Genomic DNA, 22,491 nt, shown 5'->3' on the forward strand with positions numbered 1-22,491 from the left:
CCCGCCCTAAGGCAGACTGGGCTCGGGCAAACCGAGGCGGCGAGCGACGTAGAGGTCGATCAGATGGCGGGCAATGGAGCGCGACGCTGGCAACGGCGGCAAGTCATCGACACGGAACCAGCGCGCATCCTCGATCTCATCTTCCTGCATGACGATCTCGCCGCTGGCGTACTCAGCGTGGAAGCCAAGCATCAGCGAATGCGGGAACGGCCAGCCCTGACTACCGATGTACTGCAGGTTTTTCACCTCGACGCCGACTTCCTCACGCACCTCGCGCGCCACGCAATGCTCCACGGATTCGCCCGGCTCGACGAACCCGGCCAGGGTGCTGTACACGCCGGTGACGAACCGCGGTGAACGTGCCAGGAGTATCTCGTCGCCCCGTGTGACCAGCACGATCATACTCGGCGAAATGCGCGGATAGTGCTGCGATTCGCAGCTGTCGCAACGCATCGCCCGCTCACCAGGAAGCTGGCGCGTCGGCGTACCGCAACTGCCGCAATAACGATGCTCGGCGTACCAGGTGCCGATCTGCGCGGCGTAGGCCAGCATGCGAAAGGTTTCTGCGTCGCCCTGCAGCATGAACTGACGCAGGCTCTGCCAGCTGCAGCCCTCCAGCGTCGCCGAGGGCTTGAGTTGCAGCAGGTATACGGCATCGTCACCGAAATGACCGATCCCCTGCTCGCCAAGAATCGGCAAGTCCTGGCGCTTGACCCAGTCACGCGGGAACAGCACGCCATTGCTGTCGGCAAGAAACTGCTGCTGGTTGTAGAGCAGCGCCCAGCCGCCTGGCTGGGCAGGATCGAGAAAGGTATTGCGCCAGACCATCAGGCTGCCACCGGCATGCCCAGTGCCTTGACGCTTTCTTCAGCCAGGTCGAGCACGCTGGGACGGGTTTCAGGACGCATCACCGCGCCCGCTTCCAGGTAGTACTCGAGGCTGCTCAAGGCATCAGCCAGGGTTTCCAGCATCTGCTCCGACGGCATTTGCGCCGACTCGAGCATGCGCGCCTGGATATAGTCGGCACAGGCACCAACCAGTATCGCGGCACGGCGCTGCTCGAGGAACCACAAGCCGCCACGCACGGCCTGCAGGCTGAACGGTACGTTGGACAGGTGCATCTTGTCGCCAGCCGACTCCAGATACGCGGTGATCGCGCGCTTGGCCAGGGCCAGACCGGCCTGGGCCTCGTCGACCACGACGATACGGGCTTCGTTGAGCTGATGAGTGGCGAAAGAGTCGGCCTCATTGCCCGGTTCGACGGCAGCCGGCCTGATATCGCGACCTTCGCCACGTTCCAGGCTGGCCACCATGCCTTCGACGTAGAGCACGGCATCGGCCAGCTTGTGCAACTGCTCAGCCTGTGGCGGCGTGTCTTCGCTCCAGGCGGCGACCAGCGGCAACTGCGCGCCGAGCGAGTTGCCGGCAGAGTTCAGGCCGACCATGCCCAGGGTCTTGGCCAACTTGCCCAGCAACGCATGCAGGGTGCCCAAGGTTTCGCCTTGCAAGGTGCCGCGCTCGAGCAGGTCGAGCATGTCCTTGACGCTGGCCAGCTCTTCACGAATCGCCGTGGACAACGAACGCATCACCGCCTGGCCCGGCCCGGCCAGGCGCTGGTATTCCTCTTCCAGCAGGTGGTCGGTGAACGGCAACGGCGTGAGGCCGAACACTCCGCGCATGGCGCTGGCATGCGGGCCATGGCTGTCGGCCAGCGCGACCAGATACAGCAGCTCTTTCAGCAAACTGCGCGGTGCTTCGTACTGGGGGTTACCGAGCATCAGCTTGAGCTCGCGATCAACCCGCGAGAACAGCTGCTTGCGCGATTTGCGTGGCAGCAGTTGACCATCGCACTGCGCTTCGATGGCGGCAGCGCCAATCCAGCACATGCGCCCACGCGGCTCATTGGCGAACAGGCTGTCCAGGCGCGCCATCGCACGCACCATCAGCTTGAGGCTGGCCTGCGGATTCTGCTCACGAATGAAGCCCAGCAGCCCCACCTGATACATGTGACGCAGGCGCTTGCCTTCGCTCAGTTTGGCCGCGCCATCGAGTGGCTGGGTAGCTGTATGTGGCCGCGCATGATCGAGGCGCACACTGAAGAAGAAACTTTCCGGCAGCGGCTGCTGGGCGCCAGCCTGACGCAAATCGTTGATCGCCGGCAGCAACAGTTCAGGCATTTCCTGGCGATGAGCGTCGACGTTTTCCAGATAACGGCGCAGCACATGCAGGGCATTGCTCAGAGCCGAGAGCTGCGCGTCGCGCTCCTCACCTGCTCCGGCTGGAATATCGGTCGCCTGATCCAGCACTTCCTGGGCCAGCAACTCGGCACCGGCCAGCTCGATCAGGTTGAGCGTGCCGCGTACCTGGTGCAGGCTTTCCACCGCCTGCTGCAACAGGCTGCCGTTGTGCCGCTCGGCGATGAAATGCTCCAGGCTCTGCTCGGCCTCTTCCATGGTGACGAACAGCTCGTCGCGCACCAGATTCAGGGATGTGGCTCCACTTACCATGCTCTAGGCCTCGCAGCGAACATCAGCGAATACGGCATCAGTCGGCGAACTCCGGCTTCTGCTTGGTCATGTGCGCCGCCATGGCCAGGCGCAGGTCTTCCGACTGCAGCATGGCGGCATTCCAGGTAGCGATATATTCAAGGCCATCATCGACCCGGTGATCGCGCATGTAGCGAATCATTTCCTTGGTCCCACGCACGGCAATCGGCGACTTGGCAGCGATTTGTGCGGCGATTTCCATCACCCCGGCCAGCAGCGCTTCCTGATCTTCGTAGGTGCGATTGACCAGGCCGATGCGCGCAGCCTCGTTACCGTCGATGGTGCGCCCGGTGAAGGCCAGCTCACGCATCATGCCGTCGCCGATGATGCGCGGCAGGCGCTGCAGGGTGCCGACGTCAGCGGCCATGCCCATGTCGATTTCCTTGATGGAGAACTGTGCGTCGACGCTGCAATAGCGCATGTCGCAGGCGCTGATCAGATCGATGGCGCCGCCAATGCAGTAACCCTGAATGGCAGCCAGCACCGGCTTGCGGCAGTTGTCTACAGCGTTGAAAGAGGCTTGCAGCTCGAGAATCTTGCGCCGCAGCGCCGAGGCATTACGACCAACATCCTTGCCCAGCTGGGCACCGACCGAGGCGAGCAGCATCAGGTCGATGCCCGAAGAAAAGTGTTTGCCGGCACCGGAAAGCACCACGACACGCACCGCATCGTTGTCATCGACCCACTGGAAGATCTCGATGATCTCGCGCCAGAAGTCGGCGTTCATGGCGTTGATCTTGTCCGGACGGTTGATCTGCACGTGGGCGATCTTGTCCACCAGCTCGACGCGGAAGGCTTTGTAGTCGGACATGGCAGGCATCCTCAGCCGCGGCTCGGCAGCACAGTAACAATTTTGTGATTAATAACCGAGCAACTATAACAAGCAAGCCATAAAAGTCGATGCTTGCCACTGTGACGCAGGGCACGCCCCGGACGTTAACAACCGCTTTGAATGTCAGAGATAAGAGATTGATCTGCCGAGGATCTTGCTCCCCGACAGATCCACAACAGGTTTATTCCACCAAGCAATCCACGCAGTACTCGCCCGCTTCGGTTTGCAAGCCGTGCACGTCGATATCGAACCCCGGGAAGGCCTGGTCGAAGGTCCGCGCGAAGGCCAGGTAGTCGAGAATCGAGCGCGTGGCGGCAGTGAAGCGCTCGCCCGGCATGATCAGCGGAATGCCCGGCGGGTAAGGCACCAGCATCACCGCAGCGATACGTCCCTGCAACTGATCAATGGGCACAGCCTCGACCTCGCCGCGCACCAGGCGGTCATAGGCATCGGCAGGTTTGATCGCCAGCTCGGGCAACGCCGTGTACATGCTTTTCAGCGCTTTGGCCGTGGCGTTTTCGCGGTAGCAGCCATGCAGCGCGTCGCACAGATCACGCAGGCCCATGCCCTGGTAGCGGCCCGTGCCGGCGTGGGCGATGGAAGGCAGCACGTCTATCAGCGGCAGATTGGCGTCGTAGCTGCGCTTGAACTCCAGCAGCTCGGTCAGCAGCGTGCTCCACTTGCCCTTGGTGATGCCCATGGAGAACAGCACCAGGAAGGAGTACAGGCCGGTTTTCTCCACCACTAGGCCGCGCTCCCAGAGAAACTTGCTGACCACCGCTGCAGGAATCCCCTGCTGCTCCAGCTTGCCGGCTGCATTGAGGCCGGGCATCACCAACGTGACCTTGATCGGATCGAGCAGCACATAGTCATCGGCCACTTCGCCGAAGCCATGCCAGTCGGCGTCCGGTTGCAACACCCAGTCGGAGGTCTTCAGGCTGTCGGCGCCATCGGCCTCACCTGGCTGCCAGATACTGAACCACCAGTCCTCGGCGCTCAGGTTGCGCCGCACATTGGCCAGGGCACGGCGAAAGCTCAGCGCCTCATCGAAGGTTTCCTGGATCAGCGAACGGCCGGCCGGCCCTTCCATCATCGCCGAGGCTACATCCAGCGAGGCAATGATGCCGTATTGCGGCGAGGTGGAAATGTGCATCATGAAGGCTTCGTTGAAGCGGTCGCGATCCAGCTGCCGCTGCCCGCCGTCCTGCACGTGAATCATCGAGGCCTGACTAAAGGCGGCCAGCAGCTTGTGCGTCGAATGGGTGCTGAACACCAGCGGCGAGCGCTCGTCGTATTGGGTGCCCATGCCATAGCGGCCAGCATAGAACTCGTGAAAGGCGGCGTAGGCGTACCAGGCCTCGTCGAAGTGCAGCACCTCCACCGAGTCGCCCAGCGCCTGCTTGACCATCTCGGCGTTGTAACAGAGCCCGTCATAGGTGGAATTGGTCACCACCGCCAGCTTGACCTTGGGCGCACGACCACGCGCCAGCGGGCTGGCGTCGATCTTGGCCTGGATCGACGCCTTGCTGAACTCGCCCAGTGGAATCGGCCCGATGATCCCCAGTTCGTTACGTTCCGGGCAGAGGTAAAGCGGAATCGCGCCGGTCATGATGATCGAGTGCAGGATCGACTTGTGGCAGTTGCGATCCACCAGCACCAGGTCATCACGCCCGACCATCGAATGCCAGACGATCTTGTTCGCCGTCGAGGTGCCGTTGATCACGAAGAAGGTGTGATCGGCGCCGAAGTTGCGCGCTGCGCGCGCCTCGGCCTCGGCCAATGGTCCGGTGTGATCGAGCAGCGAGCCCAGCTCCGGCACCGACACGGACAGATCCGAACGCAGGGTGTTTTCGCCAAAGAACTGGTGGAAGGCCTGGCCCACCGGGCTCTTGCGATAGGCCACGCCGCCGCCATGCCCTGGCGTGTGCCAGGAATAGTTGGATTGTGCAGTGTGCTGCACCAGCGCCTTGAAGAACGGCGGTAGCAGGCCGTCGAGGTAGTTATGCGCCGCGCGCGCCACCTGCCTGGCGAGAAAGGACACGGTGTCTTCGTAGAGATAGAGGATGCCACGCAGGTGGTTGAGATCGGCCATGGCCTCGGCCGGCGCGTTCTCGATGGTGACCTGCTCGCCCAGGGCAAAAATCGGCAATTGCGGCGCACGCACTCGCGCCACGCGGATAAGCTCGACCATGTCCTGCAACAGGCGGCTGTTCTCCCCCGCCCCCTCGGCCGCCACCAGGATGCAGGCCAGGCCGTGGTGAGTGGACGCGACGATACGCCCCTCGGCAGCGCTCGCCGTGGGCAGAATGCTGAAACCGTCCTGGGTAAGCTCCTGAGCGATGGCGCGCACGCGATCACCGGCCACGGTGTCGGCCTTGATGTCACGGTGCACGATTAGGACGGGGAATTTGAGATCTTTATACATTGTGACGTCCTGAAGGCTGGCAGGCCTGGCCTGCCCATCGCCTCAGGTTAGAGGCTCCCCCTGATCGGCGGAACCCCCTGTGCATCACGCTATAAGAAAAGGTCGCAATTGCGCTGTTCGGTTATTCCGGCGCTTTTTCCAGCTGCGCCCATAACGACGGGCCACCAGCGGATTTCTCGATCACGGCTAGGCGCGCCAGATGCGCTGCAAGTTCCTCTTCGCTGGCGCGAATGACGCGAGTGCGCGGACGAGAGGCGTCCAGACGGCGGATCGGCGTGGCCTGCTGGCGCCCGCTGCCATCGCCATCGGCGTCCTCACCGGCCAGAGACAGATTGGTCTGCCCACCAGTCATCGCCAGGTAGACGTCGGCGAGAATCTCCGAGTCGAGCAAGGCGCCATGCAGCTCGCGGTTGGAGTTGTCGACGCCGTAACGCTTGCACAACGCATCCAGGCTGTTGCGCTGCCCCGGATGACGCTCGCGAGCCATCATCAAGGTATCGAGTACCGAGCAGTAATCGCTGACGTCGGCACGCTCGCTCTGCCCCAGCAGGGCGAACTCGTTGTTGATGAAGCCAACGTCGAACGCCGCGTTGTGGATGATCAGTTGGGCGCCTTTGATGAACTCGTAGAATTCATCGGCGACCTCCTTGAAGCGCGGCTTGTCGGCGACGTACTCGTTGGTAATGCCGTGAACCGCGATGGCGCCTTCGTCGATTTCACGATCGGGGTTGAGGTAAACGTGGAAATGACGCCCGGTCAGGCGGCGGCCCAGCAATTCGACACAACCGATCTCGATGATGCGATGCCCGTCAGTGACCGGCATACCCGTGGTTTCGGTATCCAGCACTACGTAGCGTTTGACGGTGTTCTCGGTTGTCACGCCTTGCCTCTCTCATCTAATTCGGGTTGCCGCACAGTCAGCGCAGCATCTTAACTCAGGTGCGGTATCACCGCTCAGCGCGCCGCACGCACATCGTCGACACCGCGATTGGCCAACTGGTCGGCACGCTCGTTGCCGGGGTGGCCTGTATGCCCACGCACCCACTGCCAGCTCACCTGGTGGCGATTCACTTCCTCATCCAGCTTCTGCCAGAGGTCGGCGTTTTTCACCGGCTCTTTCGAAGCGGTCTTCCAGCCGCGTTTCTTCCAGTTCGGCAGCCATTCCTGGATACCTTTCATCACGTATTGCGAGTCGGTCACCAGCTTGACCGAGCACGGCCGGGTCAGCGCGATCAGGCCGGCAATCGCCGCCATCAGCTCCATGCGATTGTTGGTGGTATTGGGGTCGCCGCCCCAAAGTTCCTTCTCCACGCCTTTGTACACCAGCAGCGCACCCCAACCTCCGGGGCCGGGATTGCCCTTGCAGGCACCGTCGGTGTAAATCACCACATCATGGGTTTCAGACATTCATAAACTCTGTACAGAATTGTTTGGCCGCAGCCTCGCATTCAGCTGTCGAGATCGCGCCGACTGACCTTGGCCACCGGCATTGGCAGCAGCTTGCCCATCGGCTCGCGGCGCGATTGCCGCAAGGGGCGCAAGCCGACCACCAGTTTGCGCGCCACCAACAGGTAGAAACCGGCGCCCGGCAACTGCCAGGCATCGCCCCAGCTCTCCATTCGCCGCAGGCGCATTTGCCAGGCCAGCGAAGCGAGCGGCGGACGATAGCACCCGAACCGGCGTTTCTCCAACGCAAAGCCCAGCAAACTCAGCCAGTCGCCGACGCGGCTCGGGGCGATGCAACGCGCCTTGGCCAAACCATCCCGGGCAAACAGGCGCCGCACGCCCCAGGCGCTCCAGGGGTGAATACCCAGAATCAACAGATGCCCGCCAGGCCTGACGCTGCGAGCCGCCTCACGTAGCAGGCCGTGAGGCGACAGACTGAAATCCAGGCCGTGCTGCAGCACCACCACATCGGCGGCGTGCTCACCCAAAGGCCAGGATTGCTCCTCACAGACAATCTGCACGCCAGGCATCGGCGCGCCAAGGCGCACGTTGTGCTGGATCTGCCCTGCCCTGGGCGGACCTTCGGTGCCGGGGCCGTAGCTCACCAGATAACCACCGAAAAAGCGCGCCAGCTCTTCTTCCAGCAAGCGCCGCTCCTCCTCCAGTAACAGCTGGCCGAGCGGCCCGGCAAGCCAGTCGCGCGCCTCACCGATGAGTTTGAGCCACTCAGGGTCGGCCTGGGCGAATGCCTGATCAGTCATCGCTGCCTCCGCATGACAGGTTCTGCATGTCCTGTCTAAGATGCACCTTTATCACCAGCTTAGCGACCCGCAATGATCCAGATCGACGCGTTGCCCGCCTTCAATGACAACTATATCTGGCTGCTACAGGAGGCCCGCAGCAAACGCTGCGCCGTGGTCGACCCCGGTGATGCGGCGCCGGTCATGGCCTGGCTCGAGGCCCATCCTGACTGGACGCTCAGCGACATCCTGATCACTCACCATCACTTCGATCATGTTGGCGGTGTCGAGCAACTGAAGACGGTTACCGGCGCCCGTGTCGCCGGCCCGGCGGCGGAAAAGATTCCGGCTCGTGACGTCGACCTCAAGGATAACGACGCAATCGAGCTGCTCGGCCTGCGCTTCGAGGTCATGGCCGTACCTGGGCATACCCTCGGCCATATCGCCTACTACCACGCCGAACAGAATCTGCTGTTCTGTGGCGACACGCTGTTCGCGGGTGGCTGTGGCCGCCTCTTCGAAGGTACGCCGCAACAGATGCACCAGTCGCTGAGCCGCCTGGCAGCGCTCCCTGGCGCAACACAGGTCTACTGCACTCACGAATACACCCTGAGCAACCTGCGCTTCGCCCATGCCGTCGAGCCGCACAACCCGGACGTCAGTGCGCGCCTGGCCGAGGTGGCCCGCTGGCGTGATGAGGGTCGCATCAGCCTGCCGTCGAACATCGAACTGGAACTGGCCACCAATCCTTTCCTGCGTGTTGACGAGCCTTCGGTCGTCGCTGCGACCAACGGACGCGACGACCGGCAGTCGAGCGAGCCAAGCGCCGTATTCGCTAGCCTGCGTGCCTGGAAGGACAAGTTTTAGTCGCTGAGAAAAAGGTCGACAGGCCCGCAAAAGACCAGATTAAGACTGGTGAAAACTTGACCACCCCCGGCCCGATTCCTAGAATCGCCCGATCTTTTCGCCGGGACATACACCTCACCCAATGCCTTTATCATCACGCAAGCCATTGAATATAAAGGCGTTGGCGCGAAGCTCCCGAGCGCTCGCGGTGATGTGCAGCATGATCCTGGCCGGCTGTCAGAGCCTGCCCAGCGACACTCCGGACCGTTTGGCTGACACTTCCCGAGCCGTGGGCCTGGAGCGCGAGCCGGAGTGGCTCAACAACCAGGTCAAGCCGCGCGAATACGCCGATATCTGGGAACGCGTACGCGACGGCTTCAAGCTGCAGGATGAAATCGGCATCAACCCGCGCATCGAACGCGTGCGCCTGTGGTACGCCAGCAATCCAAAACACGTCAATACCGTCAGCGAACGCAGCGCACCTTATATCCACTACATCGTCGAGCGTCTGGCCGAACGCGACATGCCGATGGAGCTGGCGCTGCTGCCGGTGATCGAAAGTGCTTACGATCCACTGGCCTACTCCTCGGCACACGCGGTCGGCCTCTGGCAGTTCATCCCCTCGACTGGCCGCCATTACAACCTGCGCCAGACCAACTGGTACGACGGCCGCCGCGACGTCACTGCATCGACCGAGGCAGCGCTCAACTATCTCAGCCGCCTGCATGAAATGTTCAACGGCGACTGGCTGCTCGCCCTGGCCGCCTACAACGCCGGCGAAGGCCGCATCAGCCGCGCCATCGAGCGCAACGAGAAGCTCGGCCTGCCCAGCGACTACTGGAACCTGTCGCTGCCCAAGGAAACCGAGGACTACGTCCCCAAGCTACTGGCGCTGTCACAGGTGATCCTGACGCCGGAAGCCTACAGCGTGAGCCTTTCGCCAATCGCCAACGAACCCTACTTCGAACAGATTGCAATCAAGCAGCACATGGATTTGTCGCGCGTCGCCAAACTGGCCGACCTGGATGAACAGGAGCTGCTGCAGCTCAACCCCGCCTACAAGCGCGGTATTACCCTCGACGGTCCGCAACATCTGTTGGTGCCAACCGATAAGGCAGAAATGCTCAGCGCCAACCTGGCCCTGATGAAACCGCAGGAAATGGTCGACTGGCAGAGCTACACCGTGCGCTCCGGCGATAGTCTGCACGCCATCGCCAACCGTCATCACCTGTCGGTGAGCATGCTCAAGGACGTCAATCGCCTGAGCAGCAACAACCTGAGCATCGGCCAGGTGCTGACCATTCCTGGCAAACCTGGCGCGCAACCGAGCGAGCCGCTGTATCAGCAGCGCGGCGTCGCGCAGAGCGCGAGCGCGCGGACCTATCAGGTGAAGAACGGCGACAACCTGTGGCAGATCGCTCGCGCCAACCAAGTCGCGGTGCATGACCTGAAGCGCTGGAACAAGCTGCAGGGCAATGCGTTGAAAGTCGGCCAGGTGCTCACGCTGGCAGCCGCCGACAGCGGCGCGCGCGTCGCCAGCACCGCTCGCAGCACCGCCACTTCAAGGGACAAGGCCACCTACTACCGCGTACAGCATGGCGATTCGCTGTATGTGATCGCCAAGCGCTTCAAGATTGACCTCAAGCGCCTGCAGGCCTGGAATCCACGCAGCAGCAAGCTGCAACCAGGGGAAATGCTGACTCTCTATCTGCCGTGATCAGCGCTTGCTGAGCGCCTCCAGGCAACGCCCCGCCAGTTGCGTGAAACGCTGAAACGCCACGAACTGCTCATGTCGCAGCGCCCGCCCGGACAGCCTGCTGTCGGCATACAGCACGCCGATTTCCCGCGTACCCGCGATGATCGGCGCGATGAAGAACATGCCAGCGCCAAGACTGCGCCGAATCGGCTGGGTCACCAGCTCGGCCAGGTTGTAGCTGGCGGGCACGCCCATCCAGATCGCCTCGCGATGGCGCAGCGCATAACTGAAGATGTGCGGCTGCTCCACCTGCTCGGCTGGCAGCACGAAGTCTTCCAGCCATTGCTGAGACTTTTCACCGATCACCCGTTTGGCGCGGAAGCGGCTTTGCCCATCGGCCAGCACCGTGAGCATCACCCGCTCCAGGCCAGCGCCCCGATGCAGGCCTTTTAGCAAGGTGTCGAGCACCAGCCCGACATCGGCCCTGGCATTGACCATCAGGCCGAGATCCTGCAATGCCTGCTGCATAACCAACAGATCCGGCTGCAGCAAACGCGCACGACGCTCCTCCTGCTGCTGGCGAATCTGCTCGGGATCGGTATTGGGAATCAGTCGGCACAACTTGCTGGCGCCGAAGGTCGAGGCGACCTTGACCGCCTCATCAGCACTGGCCAGCACCTGCTGCAGGGTTTCCTCCGGCGTCAGCTCGATAAACGCTGCCACCTTGCCCAGCACGCCCTCCATTTCTGCACAGTCCCAGCCATCCAGCGCCGCCTCGCTGATGCGCACGCCCAACTGTACGGCGTAGGCGGCCGGATCATGCTGGCTGGCGCCCGCCTGAGCGAGGATGGCGGTTTCGCCGAGATTCCAGCTTTTCAGCAACGCCTGGGTAAGTTGACGAAAGCTGGCACCGAGCACCTCACGCACGGCCTCATCGACATCGACACCGGGACGCTCAAGGGCATCGGCCAGTTCGTCAGCCTGCGCCCCACCGCAGCCCCAGAACGCCAGCTCGCCCAGATGATGGAGCAGCGCAGCGATGAACACTTCTTCGCTGTGCCCGGAAATGACATAGCCAGCCAGGTTGCGCGCCTGCACCGCGGCATGGAAAGAACGCGCGAGTAACATCTGCAATTGCTCACGCGGTGCACGGGTAAGCAGCCCGTCTATCAGGCTCACCGAAAGACTGATCAGGCGCACATTGTCGAAGCCGATCAGTACGATGGCCCGCGAGATGGTCTTGATGGTTTCCTGGGAAGGGTTGTAGTAGACGCTGTTGCCGACCCGTAGCACCTTGCTGGTCAGCGCCGCATCACGCAGCAACACATCAGCCAACTGCTGCACTGAAGCAGAATCCTGCTGCGCAAGGCGCTGCAGATCCTGCACCACTGCAGCCAGCGCGGGCAGTTCGGCTTGGTTCAGGCGATCGATCCATGACTGCAAACCATGGCTTCGTTCCGACAAATTCGTACCCTCATGGTGTGTCCCTGAAGTGTATGTCATAGCGTCGCAAGCGCCCGCCCACCGCTGCACTCTTTTTCCTGTCCATACAAGCTGTTACTGTACCGACCCAGAAGCCCAAACGCCGCCATGGATCGGATCTCACGCCCGATGCGTCCCCTCCTACTGCTGTTCCTCAGCCTGGCCTTGAGCTTTCCCGCCTCTGCGACTATCAGCGAGAGCCACGGCTACGCCCAGTTCGGGACACTCAAGTATCCTGCCAGCTTCAGTCATTTTGACTGGGTCAACCCCGATGCGCCCAAAGGCGGCACGTTGCGCATCATGGCGTCCGGTACTTTCGATACGCTCAATCCCTACACGCTCAAGGGCAGCAGCCCGATCTCGACCGCACATTTCCTGCAATACGGCGCCAATGAGCTGAACGAACCCTTGATGGTCGGCACTGGCGCTTACGATCCGTCCGGGGATGAGCCTGCCTCCAGCTATGGCCTGATCGCAAAAAGCGTCGAGTACAGCGAGGACCGCAGTTGGGTGGTCTTCAACCTGCGCCCGGAAGCGCGTTTTCACGATGGCAAGCCGATCACGGCCTACGACGTGGCCTTCTCCTATCGCCTGCTGCGCAATGACGGCCACCCGCAGTACCGCACCAACCTGCAGGAAGTGAAACGCGTCGATATTCTCGGCCGGCACCGCATCCGTTTCGTCTTCAAGCGCGCCGGCAACCCGCTGCTGATCCTGCGCCTGGGTGAACTGCCGGTCCTGCCGCAGCACTACTGGAAGGACCGTGACTTCAAGAGCACCTCCTTCGAGGCGCCGCTGGGCAGCGGTCCCTACCGCATCGTCCAGGTGGTACCTGGCCGGCGCCTGGTGTTCGAGCGGGTGAAGGACTGGTGGGGCAAGGATCTGCCGGTCAATCGCGGCAAGTACAACTTCGACCGCGTCGAGGTGGAGTTCTACCGCGACAACCATGTTGCCTTCGAGGCCTTCAAGGCCGGCGAATTCGACTTCTACATCGAGAACCAGGCAAAGAACTGGAGCAACGGCTATCGCTTTCCGGCCGTGACCCGCGGCGATGTGATTCGCGCCGAGATACCGCACCAGATTCCGACCCAGACCCAGGCGCTGTTCATGAACACGCGCCGTGATCTGTTCAGCGACCGCAGGGTGCGCGAAGCGCTGGGGCTGATGTTCGATTTCGAGTGGACCAATCGCACGCTGTTCAACAACGCCTACGTGCGCGCCGCCAGCTACTACCCCAACAGCGAATTCTCGGCCACTGGCAAGCCCGAGGGCGCAGAGTGGCTGTTGCTCTCGCCGCATCGCGACAGGCTGCCTGCACGCTTGCTCACCGAGCCACCGACACAACCGGTAACCGACGGCCGCGGCATCCCCCGGGAAACCTTGCGCCGCGCCCTCGGTCTATTGGCCGATGCCGGCTGGAAACCCTCCGGCCAGGAGCTGCGCAATGCTCGCGGTCAACGCCTCGAGTTCGAGATCATGCTGGTCAACCCCAGCCTCGAACGCATTCTCCAGCCCTATACTGCCAACCTCGCCAGTATCGGCATACGCGCCAACCTGCGTACTGTCGATCGCGCCCAGTACAAGCAACGCCTTGACCAGTTCGACTACGACATGATCCTGCTGACCCTGCCGCAAACCCTCAGCCCAGGGCTGGAACAATCGCTGTACTTCCATTCCAGCCAGGTGAACATCAAGGGCGGCAAGAACTATGCAGGCGTCAACGATCCGGTGGTCGACGAGATGATCGACAAGCTGCTCTCGGCGCAGACTCGAGACGAACAGGTAGCTGCCACGCGAGCCCTGGACCGAGTCCTGCTCTGGCAGCACTACAGCATTCCCAACTGGTACATCAATTATCACCGCCTGGCGTACCGCAATCGGTTCGCCTTCGTCACCACGCCGCCCTACACGCTGGGCCTGCGCACCTGGTGGCTGAAGCTCACGGAGAACGCTCGATGACCCACCCGCTGCGCAGTTTCCTGCTTCACGGTAGCAGCCTCATTCTGCTCGGCCTGGCCGGCCTTGCCTTCGCCGCCCCCAAACACGCCGTCACCCTCTATGACGAGCCGCCCAAATACCCCGCCGACTTCACGCACTTCGAATACACCAATCCCGACGCGCCCAAGGGCGGTACCTTTCGCGAAGCGGGTTTCGGTGGTTTCGACAGCCTCAACCCCTTCATCAGCAAGGGGGTGGCTGCCGACGAGATCAACCTGATCTACGACACCCTTGCCGTGCAGAGCATGGACGAACCCTTCACCGCCTACGGATTGGTGGCGGAAAAGATCGAGAAGGCACCTGACAACGCCTGGGTGCGCTTTCTGCTGCGCAAGGAAGCCCGCTTCCACGACGGCACGCCGATCACCGCCGAAGACGTCAAGTTCACCTTCGATACGCTGATGGAAAAAGGCGCACCGATGTACCGCGGCTACTACGCCGATGTCGAGCAGGTGGAAGTGGAATCGCCGCACAGCGTGCGCTTCGTGTTCAAGCACGCCGGCAACCGCGAGCTACCGCTGATCGTCGGCCAGCTGCCGGTGCTACCCAAGCACTGGTGGGCCGAGCGCGACTTCGCCAAGAGCAATCTCGAGGTACCGCTGGGTAGCGGCCCGTACAAGGTCGGTCGCGTCCAGGCCGGCCGCAGCATCCGCTACGAGCGTGTCGACGACTGGTGGGCCAAGGACCTGCCGGTGAGCCGCGGCTTCTACAACTTCGACAGCATCCAGATCGACTACTACCGCGACAACACCGTGGCCCTGGAGGCGCTCAAGGCCGGCCAGTTCGACTACTGGCTGGAAACCAGCGCGAAGAACTGGGCCACGGCCTACAACACCCCGGCGGTTGCCAACGGCCAACTGATCAAGGAAGAAATCCAGAACCGCAACCCCACCGGCATGCAGGGCTTCATCTTCAACACCCGCCGCCCGCAGTTCCAGGATCGCCGCGTACGTGAGGCGCTGGGCCTGCTGTACGACTTCGAATGGGCCAACAAGCGCCTGTTCAACGGCGCCTATTTCCGCACCCGCAGCTATTTCGACAATTCCGAACTGGGTTCGCAGGGGCTGCCTGGTGAAGACGAACTGAAAATTCTCGAACCGCTGCGCGGCAAGATTCCGGCCGAGGTGTTCAGCGAGGAATTCCGCGTACCGGTCACCGATGGCAGCGGCATCATTCGCGAGCAACAGCGCCGCGCCTACCAGCTGCTGCAACAGGCAGGCTGGCGTATCGAAGGCGATCGCATGCTCGATGCCAATGGTCAGCCGGTCAGCTTCGAGTTCCTTCTCGCACAAACCGAGTTCGAGCGCGTGCTGCTGCCATTCAAGCGCAATCTGGCTGACCTTGGCATGGATCTGGTGATTCGCCGCGTCGACGTTTCGCAGTACATCAACCGTCTGCGCTCGCGTGACTTCGACATGATCGTCAGCGGCTTCGGCCAGTCCAACTCGCCGGGCAATGAGCAACGCGAATACTGGCACTCCTCCAGCGCCGACAATCCCGGTAGCCGCAATTTCATCGGGCTCAAGGACCCGGCCATCGACCAGATCGTCGAAGGTCTGATCAACGCCGACTCGCGGCAGAACCTGATCGCCCATACCCGCGCCCTCGATCGCGTGCTGCTGTGGGGCTATTACGTGATCCCCAACTGGCACATCAAGACCTGGCGTGTCGCCTACTGGAACCGTTTCGAGCACCCGAAGGTGACACCACTCTACGATATCGGCCTGCACACCTGGTGGGTGCGCCCAGGCCTGGAGCAGCCGAGCGAAGCTCAGCAGCAAGCCGCAGAACAAGCGACCGAAGAGGCGGAGCAATAACATGCTGGCCTATATCTTTCGCCGCCTGCTGCTGATCATCCCGACCCTGTTCGGCATTCTGGTCATCAACTTCATCATCATCCAGGCCGCGCCCGGCGGCCCGGTCGAGCAGATGATCGCCAAGCTGGAGGGTTTCGATGCGGCCGCCGGCGGCGCCACGGGGCGAATCGGTGGCGGCGGCGCCGAAGTGTCGGTGGCCGGCTCCAACTATCGCGGCGCCCAGGGCCTCGACCCACAACTGATCGCCGAGATCGAGAAGATGTACGGCTTCGACAAGTCGGCGCCCGAGCGTTTCTGGATCATGCTGAAGAACTACGCTCAGCTGGATTTCGGCTCCAGCTTCTTCCGCGACGCCCAAGTCATCGACCTGATCATCGAGAAGATGCCGGTGTCGATTTCGCTCGGTCTATGGAGCACCTTGATCATGTATCTGGTCTCCATCCCGCTGGGGATCGCCAAGGCCACTCGCCACGGCAGCGCCTTCGACGTCTGGACCAGTTCGGCGATCATCGTCGGCTACGCCATCCCGGCGTTCCTCTTCGCCATCCTGCTGATCGTGCTGTTCGCCGGCGGCAGCTACTGGGACTGGTTCCCGCTACGCGGGCTGACCTCGAACAACTTCGAGCAGCTCAGCCTCGGCGGCAAGATTCTCGACTACCTCTGGCACCTGGTGCTGCCGGTTACCGCCCTGGTCATCGGTAACTTCGCCACCCTGACCCTGCTGACCAAGAACAGTTTTCTCGACGAGATCAACAAACAGTACGTGGTGACCGCACGCGCCAAGGGCCTGACCAACCATCGCGTGCTCTACGGCCACGTATTCCGTAACGCCATGCTGCTGATCATCGCGGGCTTCCCCGCCGCCTTCATCGGCATCTTCTTCACCGGCTCCCTGCTGATCGAGGTGATCTTCTCGCTAGACGGTCTCGGCCTGATGAGCTTCGAAGCAGCGATCAACCGCGACTATCCGGTGGTGTTCGGCACCCTGTTCATCTTCACCTTGCTGGGGCTGATCGTGAAATTGATCGGTGACATCACCTACACCCTGGTCGATCCGCGTATCGACTTCGAAAGTCGGGAGGGTTGAGCATGAAACTCTCCCCTCTCAATCGACGCCGCTTCGACCGTTTCAAGGCGCACAAGCGCGGCTGGTGGTCGCTGTGGCTGTTTCTCATCCTGTTTGGCCTGAGCCTCGGCGCCGAACTGATCGCCAACGACAAGCCGCTGGCCGTGCGCTACGACGGGCAGTGGTACTTCCCGGTGCTCAAGCGCTACCCGGAAACGGTGTTCGGCGGCGAATTCCCGCTGCAGGCCAACTACAAGAGCCCGTACATTCAGGACCTGATCGCGGAAAAGGACGGCAAGATGATCTGGCCGCCGATCCCGTTCAGCTATTCGAGCATCAACTACGATCTGGAAGTACCAGCTCCCGCGCCGCCCTCGGCGCAGAACTGGCTGGGCACCGACGATCAGGGCCGCGACGTGTTGGCGCGGGTGATCTACGGCTTTCGCATCTCGGTGCTGTTCGCCCTGATCCTGACCCTGGCCAGCTCGGTGATCGGCGTGATCGCCGGCGCATTGCAGGGCTTCTACGGCGGCTGGGTCGACCTGCTTGGCCAACGCTTCCTGGAAATCTGGTCGGGCCTGCCGGTGCTCTACCTGCTGATCATCCTGGCCAGCTTCGTGCAGCCTAACTTCTGGTGGCTGCTGGGCATCATGCTGCTGTTCTCCTGGATGAGCCTGGTCGACGTGGTGCGCGCCGAATTCCTGCGCGGGCGCAACCTGGAATACGTGCGCGCTGCGCGGGCGCTGGGCATGGAGAACGGCGCCATCATGTTCCGCCATATCCTGCCCAACGCCATGGTTTCGACCATGACCTTCATGCCCTTCATCCTCACTGGCGCGATCGGCACCCTGACCGCCCTGGACTTCCTCGGCTTCGGCCTACCGCCTGGTGCCCCTTCGCTCGGTGAACTGGTCGCCCAGGGCAAGAGCAACCTGCAGGCCCCCTGGCTGGGCATCAGCGCCTTCGCCGTGCTGGCGATCATGCTGAGCCTGCTGGTGTTCATCGGCGAAGCCGCCCGCGATGCCTTCGACCCGAGGAAATGACATGAGCCAGAACGAAACCCTGTTGCAAGTGCGCGACCTGGCCGTCGAATTCGTCACGGGCGAAAACTGCCAGCGCGTGGTCGAAGGCGTCAGCTTCGATATTCACAAAGGCGAGACCCTGGCCCTGGTTGGCGAGAGTGGCTCTGGCAAGTCGGTCACCGCGCACTCGATCCTGCGCCTGCTGCCCTACCCGCTGGCACGTCATCCGCATGGCAGCATCGAATACGCCGGCGAAGACCTGCTCAAGCTCGGCGAAGGCCGTCTGCGCGGTATTCGCGGCAACCGCATCGCCATGGTCTTTCAGGAGCCGATGACCTCGCTCAACCCGCTGCACTGCATCGAAAAGCAGATCAACGAAGTGCTTGCCCTGCACAAGGGGCTGCGTGGCAAGGCCGCCAGCGCACGCACCCTGGAGCTGCTGGAGCTGGTCGGCATTCCCGAACCGAAGAAACGCCTCAAGGCCTACCCACACGAACTCTCCGGCGGCCAGCGGCAGCGCGTGATGATCGCCATGGCCCTGGCCAACGAACCACAGCTGCTGATCGCCGACGAGCCGACCACCGCCCTGGACGTCACCGTACAGCTGAAGATCCTCGAATTGCTCAAGGATCTGCAGGCGCGCCTGGGCATGTCACTGCTGCTGATCAGCCATGATCTCAATCTGGTTCGCAGAATTGCCCACCGCGTATGTGTCATGCAGCGCGGTCGCATCGTCGAACAGGCGTCGTGTGAAGAATTGTTCCAGGCTCCGCAGCATCCCTACACCCAGGAACTGCTCGGCGCCGAGCCCAGCGGCGACCCTGCGGCCAATCCTGCGGGCCAGCCGTTGCTGGAAGTGGACGACCTGCGTGTGTGGTTCCCGATCAAAAAGGGCCTGCTGCGCCGGACGGTGGATCATGTCAAAGCGGTGGACGGCATCAACTTCAGCCTGCCCCAGGGCCAGACCCTGGGCATCGTCGGCGAAAGTGGTTCCGGCAAGTCCACGCTGGGCATGGCCATTCTGCGGCTGCTCGCCAGTCGCGGTGATATTCGCTTCCAGGGCCAGCAGTTGCAGGGCCTCAGCCAGCAGGAAGTACGTCCGCTGCGGCGGCAGATGCAGGTGGTGTTTCAGGACCCCTTTGGGAGCCTGAGCCCACGCATGTCGGTGAGCCAGATCGTCGGTGAAGGTCTGCGCATTCACGGCATGGGCAACGAGGCGGAGCAGGAACAAGCCATCATCGACGCGCTTTTGGAGGTAGGACTGGATCCGCAGACGCGGCATCGCTACCCCCACGAGTTTTCTGGCGGGCAACGGCAGCGGATTGCCATTGCCCGGGCACTGGTGTTGAAACCGGCGCTGATCCTGCTGGACGAGCCCACTTCGGCGCTCGACCGTACGGTGCAGCGTCAGGTGGTGGAGTTGTTGCGCGGCTTGCAGGCCAAGTACAACCTGACCTATCTGTTTATCAGCCATGACCTGGCGGTAGTCAGAGCGCTGAGCCACCAGTTGATGGTGGTCAAGCAGGGCCAGGTGGTCGAACAGGGGTCTGCCGAGTCGATCTTCAGTGCACCGCAACACCCTTATACGCAGCAGTTGCTGGAAGCCGCTTTTCTGGCCCCGGCAACAGCTCACTGATCCTTGAAACAGGAAGAGGAATAGCACAATGGGTTTTCTAACCGGTAAGCGCGTACTCATCGTTGGCGTTGCCAGCAAACTGTCCATCGCCTCGGGTATCGCCGCCGCCATGCACCGCGAAGGTGCCGAGCTGGCCTTCACCTACCAGAACGAGAAGCTCAAGGGCCGCGTGGAAGATTTCGCTGCCGGCTGGGGCTCCAGCGCCGACCTGTGCTTCCCTTGCGATGTGGCCAGCGACGAGGAAATCGCCGCCGTGTTCGAAGCGCTGAGCAAGAAGTGGGACGGCCTGGACTGCATCGTCCACTCGGTCGGCTTCGCCCCGGGCGACCAGCTCAATGGCGACTTCACCGACGTCACTACCCGTGAAGGCTTCAAGATCGCCCACGACATCAGCGCCTACAGTTTCGTCGCCCTGGCCAAGGCCGGTCGCGAGATGATGAAAGGCCGCAACGGCAGCCTGCTCACCCTCTCCTATCTGGGCGCCGAACGCACCATGCCCAACTACAACGTCATGGGTATGGCCAAGGCCAGCCTGGAAGCCGGTGTACGCTACCTGGCCGGCAGCCTCGGCCCGGAAGGCACCCGCGTCAACGCCATCTCTGCCGGCCCGATCCGCACCCTGGCCGCCAGCGGCATCGCCAGCTTCCGCAAGATGCTGGCTGCCAACGAGAAGCAGACTCCGCTACGCCGTAACGTCACCATCGAGGAAGTCGGCAATGCCGGCGCCTTCCTCTGCTCCGACCTGGCCTCGGGCATCAGCGGCGAGATCATGTACGTCGACGGCGGCTTCAACACCACCGCCATGGGCGCCATGGAAGACTGAGAAGGTCGCCGGACATCGTAAAGCGATGCACGGCCCAGCCGTGCCTGAACCCACAACGCCGCACATTGCTCAGCAAGTGCGGCGTTGTAGTTTCTGGCTTTTGTCAGCATTCAGCTACCCGAACCGAAACGCCACCACTACTCGGCACGCTTCAACGTTGGCGTTGTCCTAGCTGGAAGCCTGGAACCGAGATGGGTCAATGATCCCGACAAACAAATGGCGTGCTTGCCTGATCTGCGCACTATGCAGCCTTGTGGTCGGCTGCGCCTTGCCACCGCTGGATGGCCGTACCGAGAGCCAGGCCTTCCCCCAGGCCGAAACGGCCAATACCACGCTGGGGCAAGCACTGGGCAGCGAACGCGACGCCCACCCCGGCCTGTCCGGCATTCTTACGCTGGCGGCTGCCCGCGATGCCTTTGCCGCGCGCATGTTCCTGGTCGAAGCGGCCGAGCGCAGTCTCGATGTTCAGTACTACATCTGGCGCAACGACATTACCGGCACCCTGCTGCTCGATGCGCTGCTCAGAGCGGCCGAACGAGGTGTTCGCGTTCGCCTGCTGCTGGACGACAATGGCATCGCCGGCCTCGATCAGACCCTGAGCACGCTCGATCGCCACCCCAACATCGAAGTGCGCCTGTTCAATCCCTTCTCCTTGCGAAAGGCCAAGGCGCTGGGTTATCTGACCCATTTTCCACGCGCCAACCGGCGCATGCACAACAAGTCCTTCACCGTGGACAACCAGGCCACCATCATCGGTGGACGCAATATTGGCGACGAATACTTCGACGCCAGTGAGGGGATGCTCTTCGCCGACCTCGATGTGCTGGCAATCGGCCCTGTCGTGGCCGACACCTCCGCCGACTTCGATCGCTACTGGGCCAGCGACTCCAGCTACCCACTGGAGCTGATCGTGCCTCGCAGCCGGAGCGCTCCACAGCCCCTGCACGATATCGCGGCAGACCTTTCCAGCTCGCCTGCAGCCAGCGGCTACGTGAAGACCCTGCAGGAAAGCGAGTTCATTCAGCGCCTGCTGGACAAGAATCTTGGCTTTGAATGGAGCGAGACCACACTGGTCAGCGATGACCCCGCCAAGGGCCTTGGCAATGCCAGTGACGGCGAGCTGCTGATCAATCATCTGGGCGAAATGCTCGATATTCCAAAGTCACGCGTCGACCTTGTATCCCCCTACTTCGTGCCCACGCAAACCGGCGTCGACATCTTTACCGGCCTGGTAAAACGCGGCATTGAAGTGCGCATCCTGACCAATGCGTTGGAGGCAACGGACGTGACGCCGGTACACGCCGGCTACGCCAAACGCCGGCGCGCCCTGCTCGAAGGCGGCGTCAAACTCTATGAGATGCGTCTGGGCGCGGACGACGAAGGCCACCAGGAGAAAGCCGGCCCATTCGGCAGCTCCGGCTCGAGCCTGCACGCCAAGACCTTCGCCCTCGATGGCCAGCGAGTATTCATCGGCTCATTCAACTTCGATCCACGCTCTGCCAGCCTCAATACGGAGATGGGTTTTCTTATCGAAAGCCCGAAACTGGCAGCAGCCATCGGCCAGGCATTCGAAAGCGATATCCCGGCCAATGCCTACGAGCTGCGACTGGACGAACACGACCGAATCTACTGGCTGCAGCGCGTGGATGGCGAGCAACGGCGATTCGATAGCGAGCCCGGTACAGGCCTGCTCAAACGCCTGGGTATTCATCTGCTCTCATGGCTGCCCATCGAATGGTTGTTGTAACCCAGAAACGAGAAAGCCCCGCACTAGCAGACTGTGTGAAAACCTAGCAGTCGGAGAGCAAGCTGAAGACAATGCCTCCATCATTCGATGGGGGCATTGTCGTTTATGGGCTACATCCAGGGCGAAGGTCGTCAGCAAAGCAGCCTGTTTCCTCCCACATTGGAGGAGCTGGTGCCGGAGGATCACCTGGTACGGGTGATCGAGGCCTATGTCGCCCGCCTGGATTTGCAGGCTCTGGGTTTCAGCAAGGCCGAACCACTCAAGACTGGACGTCCTGGCTATGATCCAGCGGATCTACTCAAGCTTTATCTGTACGGTTACTTCCAGCGCATCCGCTCCTCCCGGCGCCTGGAAGCCGAGTGCCAACGC

The 22,491-nt window shown here is 62.2% G+C and carries 18 protein-coding genes; 10 read left to right on the forward strand and 8 right to left on the reverse strand.

Annotated features, from left to right (window positions below; genetic code table 11):
* Positions 1-6: 6 nt before the first annotated feature.
* The 7 genes from nudC to BM186_RS10945 all read right to left on the reverse strand — a co-directional run bounded on the left by nudC (position 7) and on the right by BM186_RS10945 (position 8,010).
* Complete coding sequence (gene nudC / locus BM186_RS10915; RefSeq protein WP_072423843.1) at positions 7-828, reverse strand: NAD(+) diphosphatase; 822 nt, start codon at positions 826-828, stop codon at positions 7-9.
* On the reverse strand, positions 828-2,507 hold the full coding sequence (locus BM186_RS10920; protein WP_072423842.1) for a FimL-related protein: 1,680 nt from the start codon (positions 2,505-2,507) through the stop codon (positions 828-830). Before BM186_RS10920 ends, nudC begins: the two co-directional genes overlap by 1 nt.
* Before the next feature lie 37 nt (positions 2,508-2,544).
* Positions 2,545-3,357 carry a crotonase/enoyl-CoA hydratase family protein gene (locus BM186_RS10925; RefSeq protein ID WP_072423841.1) on the reverse strand — a complete coding sequence of 271 codons (813 nt, stop codon included), beginning with the start codon at positions 3,355-3,357 and terminating at the stop codon, positions 2,545-2,547.
* 202 nt (positions 3,358-3,559) lie between these two features.
* A complete protein-coding gene (locus BM186_RS10930; protein ID WP_074915232.1) occupies positions 3,560-5,803 on the reverse strand; it encodes an Orn/Lys/Arg family decarboxylase in 2,244 nt (747 codons plus the stop codon).
* A 121-nt stretch (positions 5,804-5,924) separates the two neighbouring features.
* Positions 5,925-6,683, reverse strand: a complete 759-nt coding sequence (gene dnaQ, locus BM186_RS10935; protein WP_021488943.1) for a DNA polymerase III subunit epsilon — start codon at positions 6,681-6,683, stop codon at positions 5,925-5,927.
* A gap of 74 nt (positions 6,684-6,757) precedes the next feature.
* A complete protein-coding gene (rnhA, locus tag BM186_RS10940) occupies positions 6,758-7,210 on the reverse strand; it encodes a ribonuclease HI (protein WP_021488942.1) in 453 nt (150 codons plus the stop codon).
* Positions 7,211-7,251: 41 nt separating this feature from the next.
* Positions 7,252-8,010 carry a class I SAM-dependent methyltransferase gene (locus tag BM186_RS10945; RefSeq protein WP_074915234.1) on the reverse strand — a complete coding sequence of 253 codons (759 nt, stop codon included), beginning with the start codon at positions 8,008-8,010 and terminating at the stop codon, positions 7,252-7,254.
* Between the two features lie 72 nt (positions 8,011-8,082).
* Here BM186_RS10945 and gloB point away from each other — a divergent pair, with 72 nt between their 5' ends.
* Together gloB and BM186_RS10955 are read left to right on the forward strand one after the other, a co-directional pair.
* A complete protein-coding gene (gene gloB, locus BM186_RS10950) occupies positions 8,083-8,856 on the forward strand; it encodes a hydroxyacylglutathione hydrolase (protein ID WP_074915236.1) in 774 nt (257 codons plus the stop codon).
* A gap of 121 nt (positions 8,857-8,977) precedes the next feature.
* Complete coding sequence (locus tag BM186_RS10955; protein WP_074915237.1) at positions 8,978-10,552, forward strand: lytic transglycosylase domain-containing protein; 1,575 nt, start codon at positions 8,978-8,980, stop codon at positions 10,550-10,552.
* On the opposite strand, the gene BM186_RS10960 is transcribed toward BM186_RS10955, so the two are convergent.
* Entirely contained in the window at positions 10,553-12,034 is a 1,482-nt protein-coding gene (locus BM186_RS10960) for an HDOD domain-containing protein (protein WP_074915239.1), read from the reverse strand.
* A gap of 108 nt (positions 12,035-12,142) precedes the next feature.
* Between BM186_RS10960 and BM186_RS10965 the strand changes: the two genes are divergently transcribed.
* From BM186_RS10965 to BM186_RS11000, 8 genes are all read left to right on the forward strand, one after another.
* Positions 12,143-13,972, forward strand: coding sequence for an extracellular solute-binding protein (locus BM186_RS10965; protein WP_074915241.1), 1,830 nt, complete (start codon positions 12,143-12,145; stop codon positions 13,970-13,972).
* A complete protein-coding gene (locus BM186_RS10970; protein WP_074915243.1) occupies positions 13,969-15,828 on the forward strand; it encodes an extracellular solute-binding protein in 1,860 nt (619 codons plus the stop codon). The genes BM186_RS10965 and BM186_RS10970 overlap by 4 nt, the downstream gene beginning before the upstream one ends.
* A 1-nt stretch (position 15,829) precedes the next feature.
* Entirely contained in the window at positions 15,830-16,915 is a 1,086-nt protein-coding gene (locus BM186_RS10975; RefSeq protein ID WP_003461414.1) for a microcin C ABC transporter permease YejB, read from the forward strand.
* A 2-nt stretch (positions 16,916-16,917) separates the two neighbouring features.
* On the forward strand, positions 16,918-17,937 hold the full coding sequence (locus BM186_RS10980; protein WP_072423833.1) for an ABC transporter permease: 1,020 nt from the start codon (positions 16,918-16,920) through the stop codon (positions 17,935-17,937).
* A 1-nt stretch (position 17,938) separates the two neighbouring features.
* Positions 17,939-19,552: an ABC transporter ATP-binding protein gene (locus tag BM186_RS10985; protein ID WP_072423832.1), complete on the forward strand. Its 1,614-nt coding sequence runs from the start codon at positions 17,939-17,941 to the stop codon at positions 19,550-19,552.
* A gap of 28 nt (positions 19,553-19,580) precedes the next feature.
* Positions 19,581-20,375, forward strand: a complete 795-nt coding sequence (gene fabI, locus BM186_RS10990; protein WP_003461408.1) for an enoyl-ACP reductase FabI — start codon at positions 19,581-19,583, stop codon at positions 20,373-20,375.
* A 199-nt stretch (positions 20,376-20,574) separates the two neighbouring features.
* On the forward strand, positions 20,575-22,122 hold the full coding sequence (locus BM186_RS10995; protein ID WP_074915245.1) for a phospholipase D family protein: 1,548 nt from the start codon (positions 20,575-20,577) through the stop codon (positions 22,120-22,122).
* A gap of 105 nt (positions 22,123-22,227) precedes the next feature.
* A partial coding sequence (locus tag BM186_RS11000; RefSeq protein ID WP_139227999.1) for a transposase occupies positions 22,228-22,491 on the forward strand: 264 nt, incomplete at its 3' end.

Source organism: Ectopseudomonas toyotomiensis, assembly GCF_900115695.1.
Classification (GTDB): Bacteria; Pseudomonadota; Gammaproteobacteria; order Pseudomonadales; family Pseudomonadaceae; genus Aquipseudomonas; species Aquipseudomonas toyotomiensis.

What these genes read in the sequence shown, in the direction of transcription:
- nudC (WP_072423843.1), bottom strand. Translation starts at nt 828, where the DNA reads ATGGTCTGGCGCAATACCTTTCTCGATCCTGCCCAGCCAGGCGGCTGG.
- BM186_RS10930 (WP_074915232.1), bottom strand. Translation starts at nt 5,803, where the DNA reads ATGTATAAAGATCTCAAATTCCCCGTCCTAATCGTGCACCGTGACATC.
- BM186_RS10995 (WP_074915245.1), top strand. Translation starts at nt 20,575, where the DNA reads ATGATCCCGACAAACAAATGGCGTGCTTGCCTGATCTGCGCACTATGC.
- BM186_RS10980 (WP_072423833.1), top strand. Translation starts at nt 16,918, where the DNA reads ATGAAACTCTCCCCTCTCAATCGACGCCGCTTCGACCGTTTCAAGGCG.
- rnhA (WP_021488942.1), bottom strand. Translation starts at nt 7,210, where the DNA reads ATGTCTGAAACCCATGATGTGGTGATTTACACCGACGGTGCCTGCAAG.
- BM186_RS10985 (WP_072423832.1), top strand. Translation starts at nt 17,939, where the DNA reads ATGAGCCAGAACGAAACCCTGTTGCAAGTGCGCGACCTGGCCGTCGAA.
- BM186_RS10955 (WP_074915237.1), top strand. Translation starts at nt 8,978, where the DNA reads ATGCCTTTATCATCACGCAAGCCATTGAATATAAAGGCGTTGGCGCGA.
- BM186_RS10975 (WP_003461414.1), top strand. Translation starts at nt 15,830, where the DNA reads ATGCTGGCCTATATCTTTCGCCGCCTGCTGCTGATCATCCCGACCCTG.
- BM186_RS10970 (WP_074915243.1), top strand. Translation starts at nt 13,969, where the DNA reads ATGACCCACCCGCTGCGCAGTTTCCTGCTTCACGGTAGCAGCCTCATT.
- BM186_RS10920 (WP_072423842.1), bottom strand. Translation starts at nt 2,507, where the DNA reads ATGGTAAGTGGAGCCACATCCCTGAATCTGGTGCGCGACGAGCTGTTC.
- fabI (WP_003461408.1), top strand. Translation starts at nt 19,581, where the DNA reads ATGGGTTTTCTAACCGGTAAGCGCGTACTCATCGTTGGCGTTGCCAGC.
- BM186_RS10925 (WP_072423841.1), bottom strand. Translation starts at nt 3,357, where the DNA reads ATGTCCGACTACAAAGCCTTCCGCGTCGAGCTGGTGGACAAGATCGCC.
- BM186_RS10945 (WP_074915234.1), bottom strand. Translation starts at nt 8,010, where the DNA reads ATGACTGATCAGGCATTCGCCCAGGCCGACCCTGAGTGGCTCAAACTC.
- gloB (WP_074915236.1), top strand. Translation starts at nt 8,083, where the DNA reads ATGATCCAGATCGACGCGTTGCCCGCCTTCAATGACAACTATATCTGG.
- BM186_RS10960 (WP_074915239.1), bottom strand. Translation starts at nt 12,034, where the DNA reads ATGACATACACTTCAGGGACACACCATGAGGGTACGAATTTGTCGGAA.
- BM186_RS10965 (WP_074915241.1), top strand. Translation starts at nt 12,143, where the DNA reads ATGCGTCCCCTCCTACTGCTGTTCCTCAGCCTGGCCTTGAGCTTTCCC.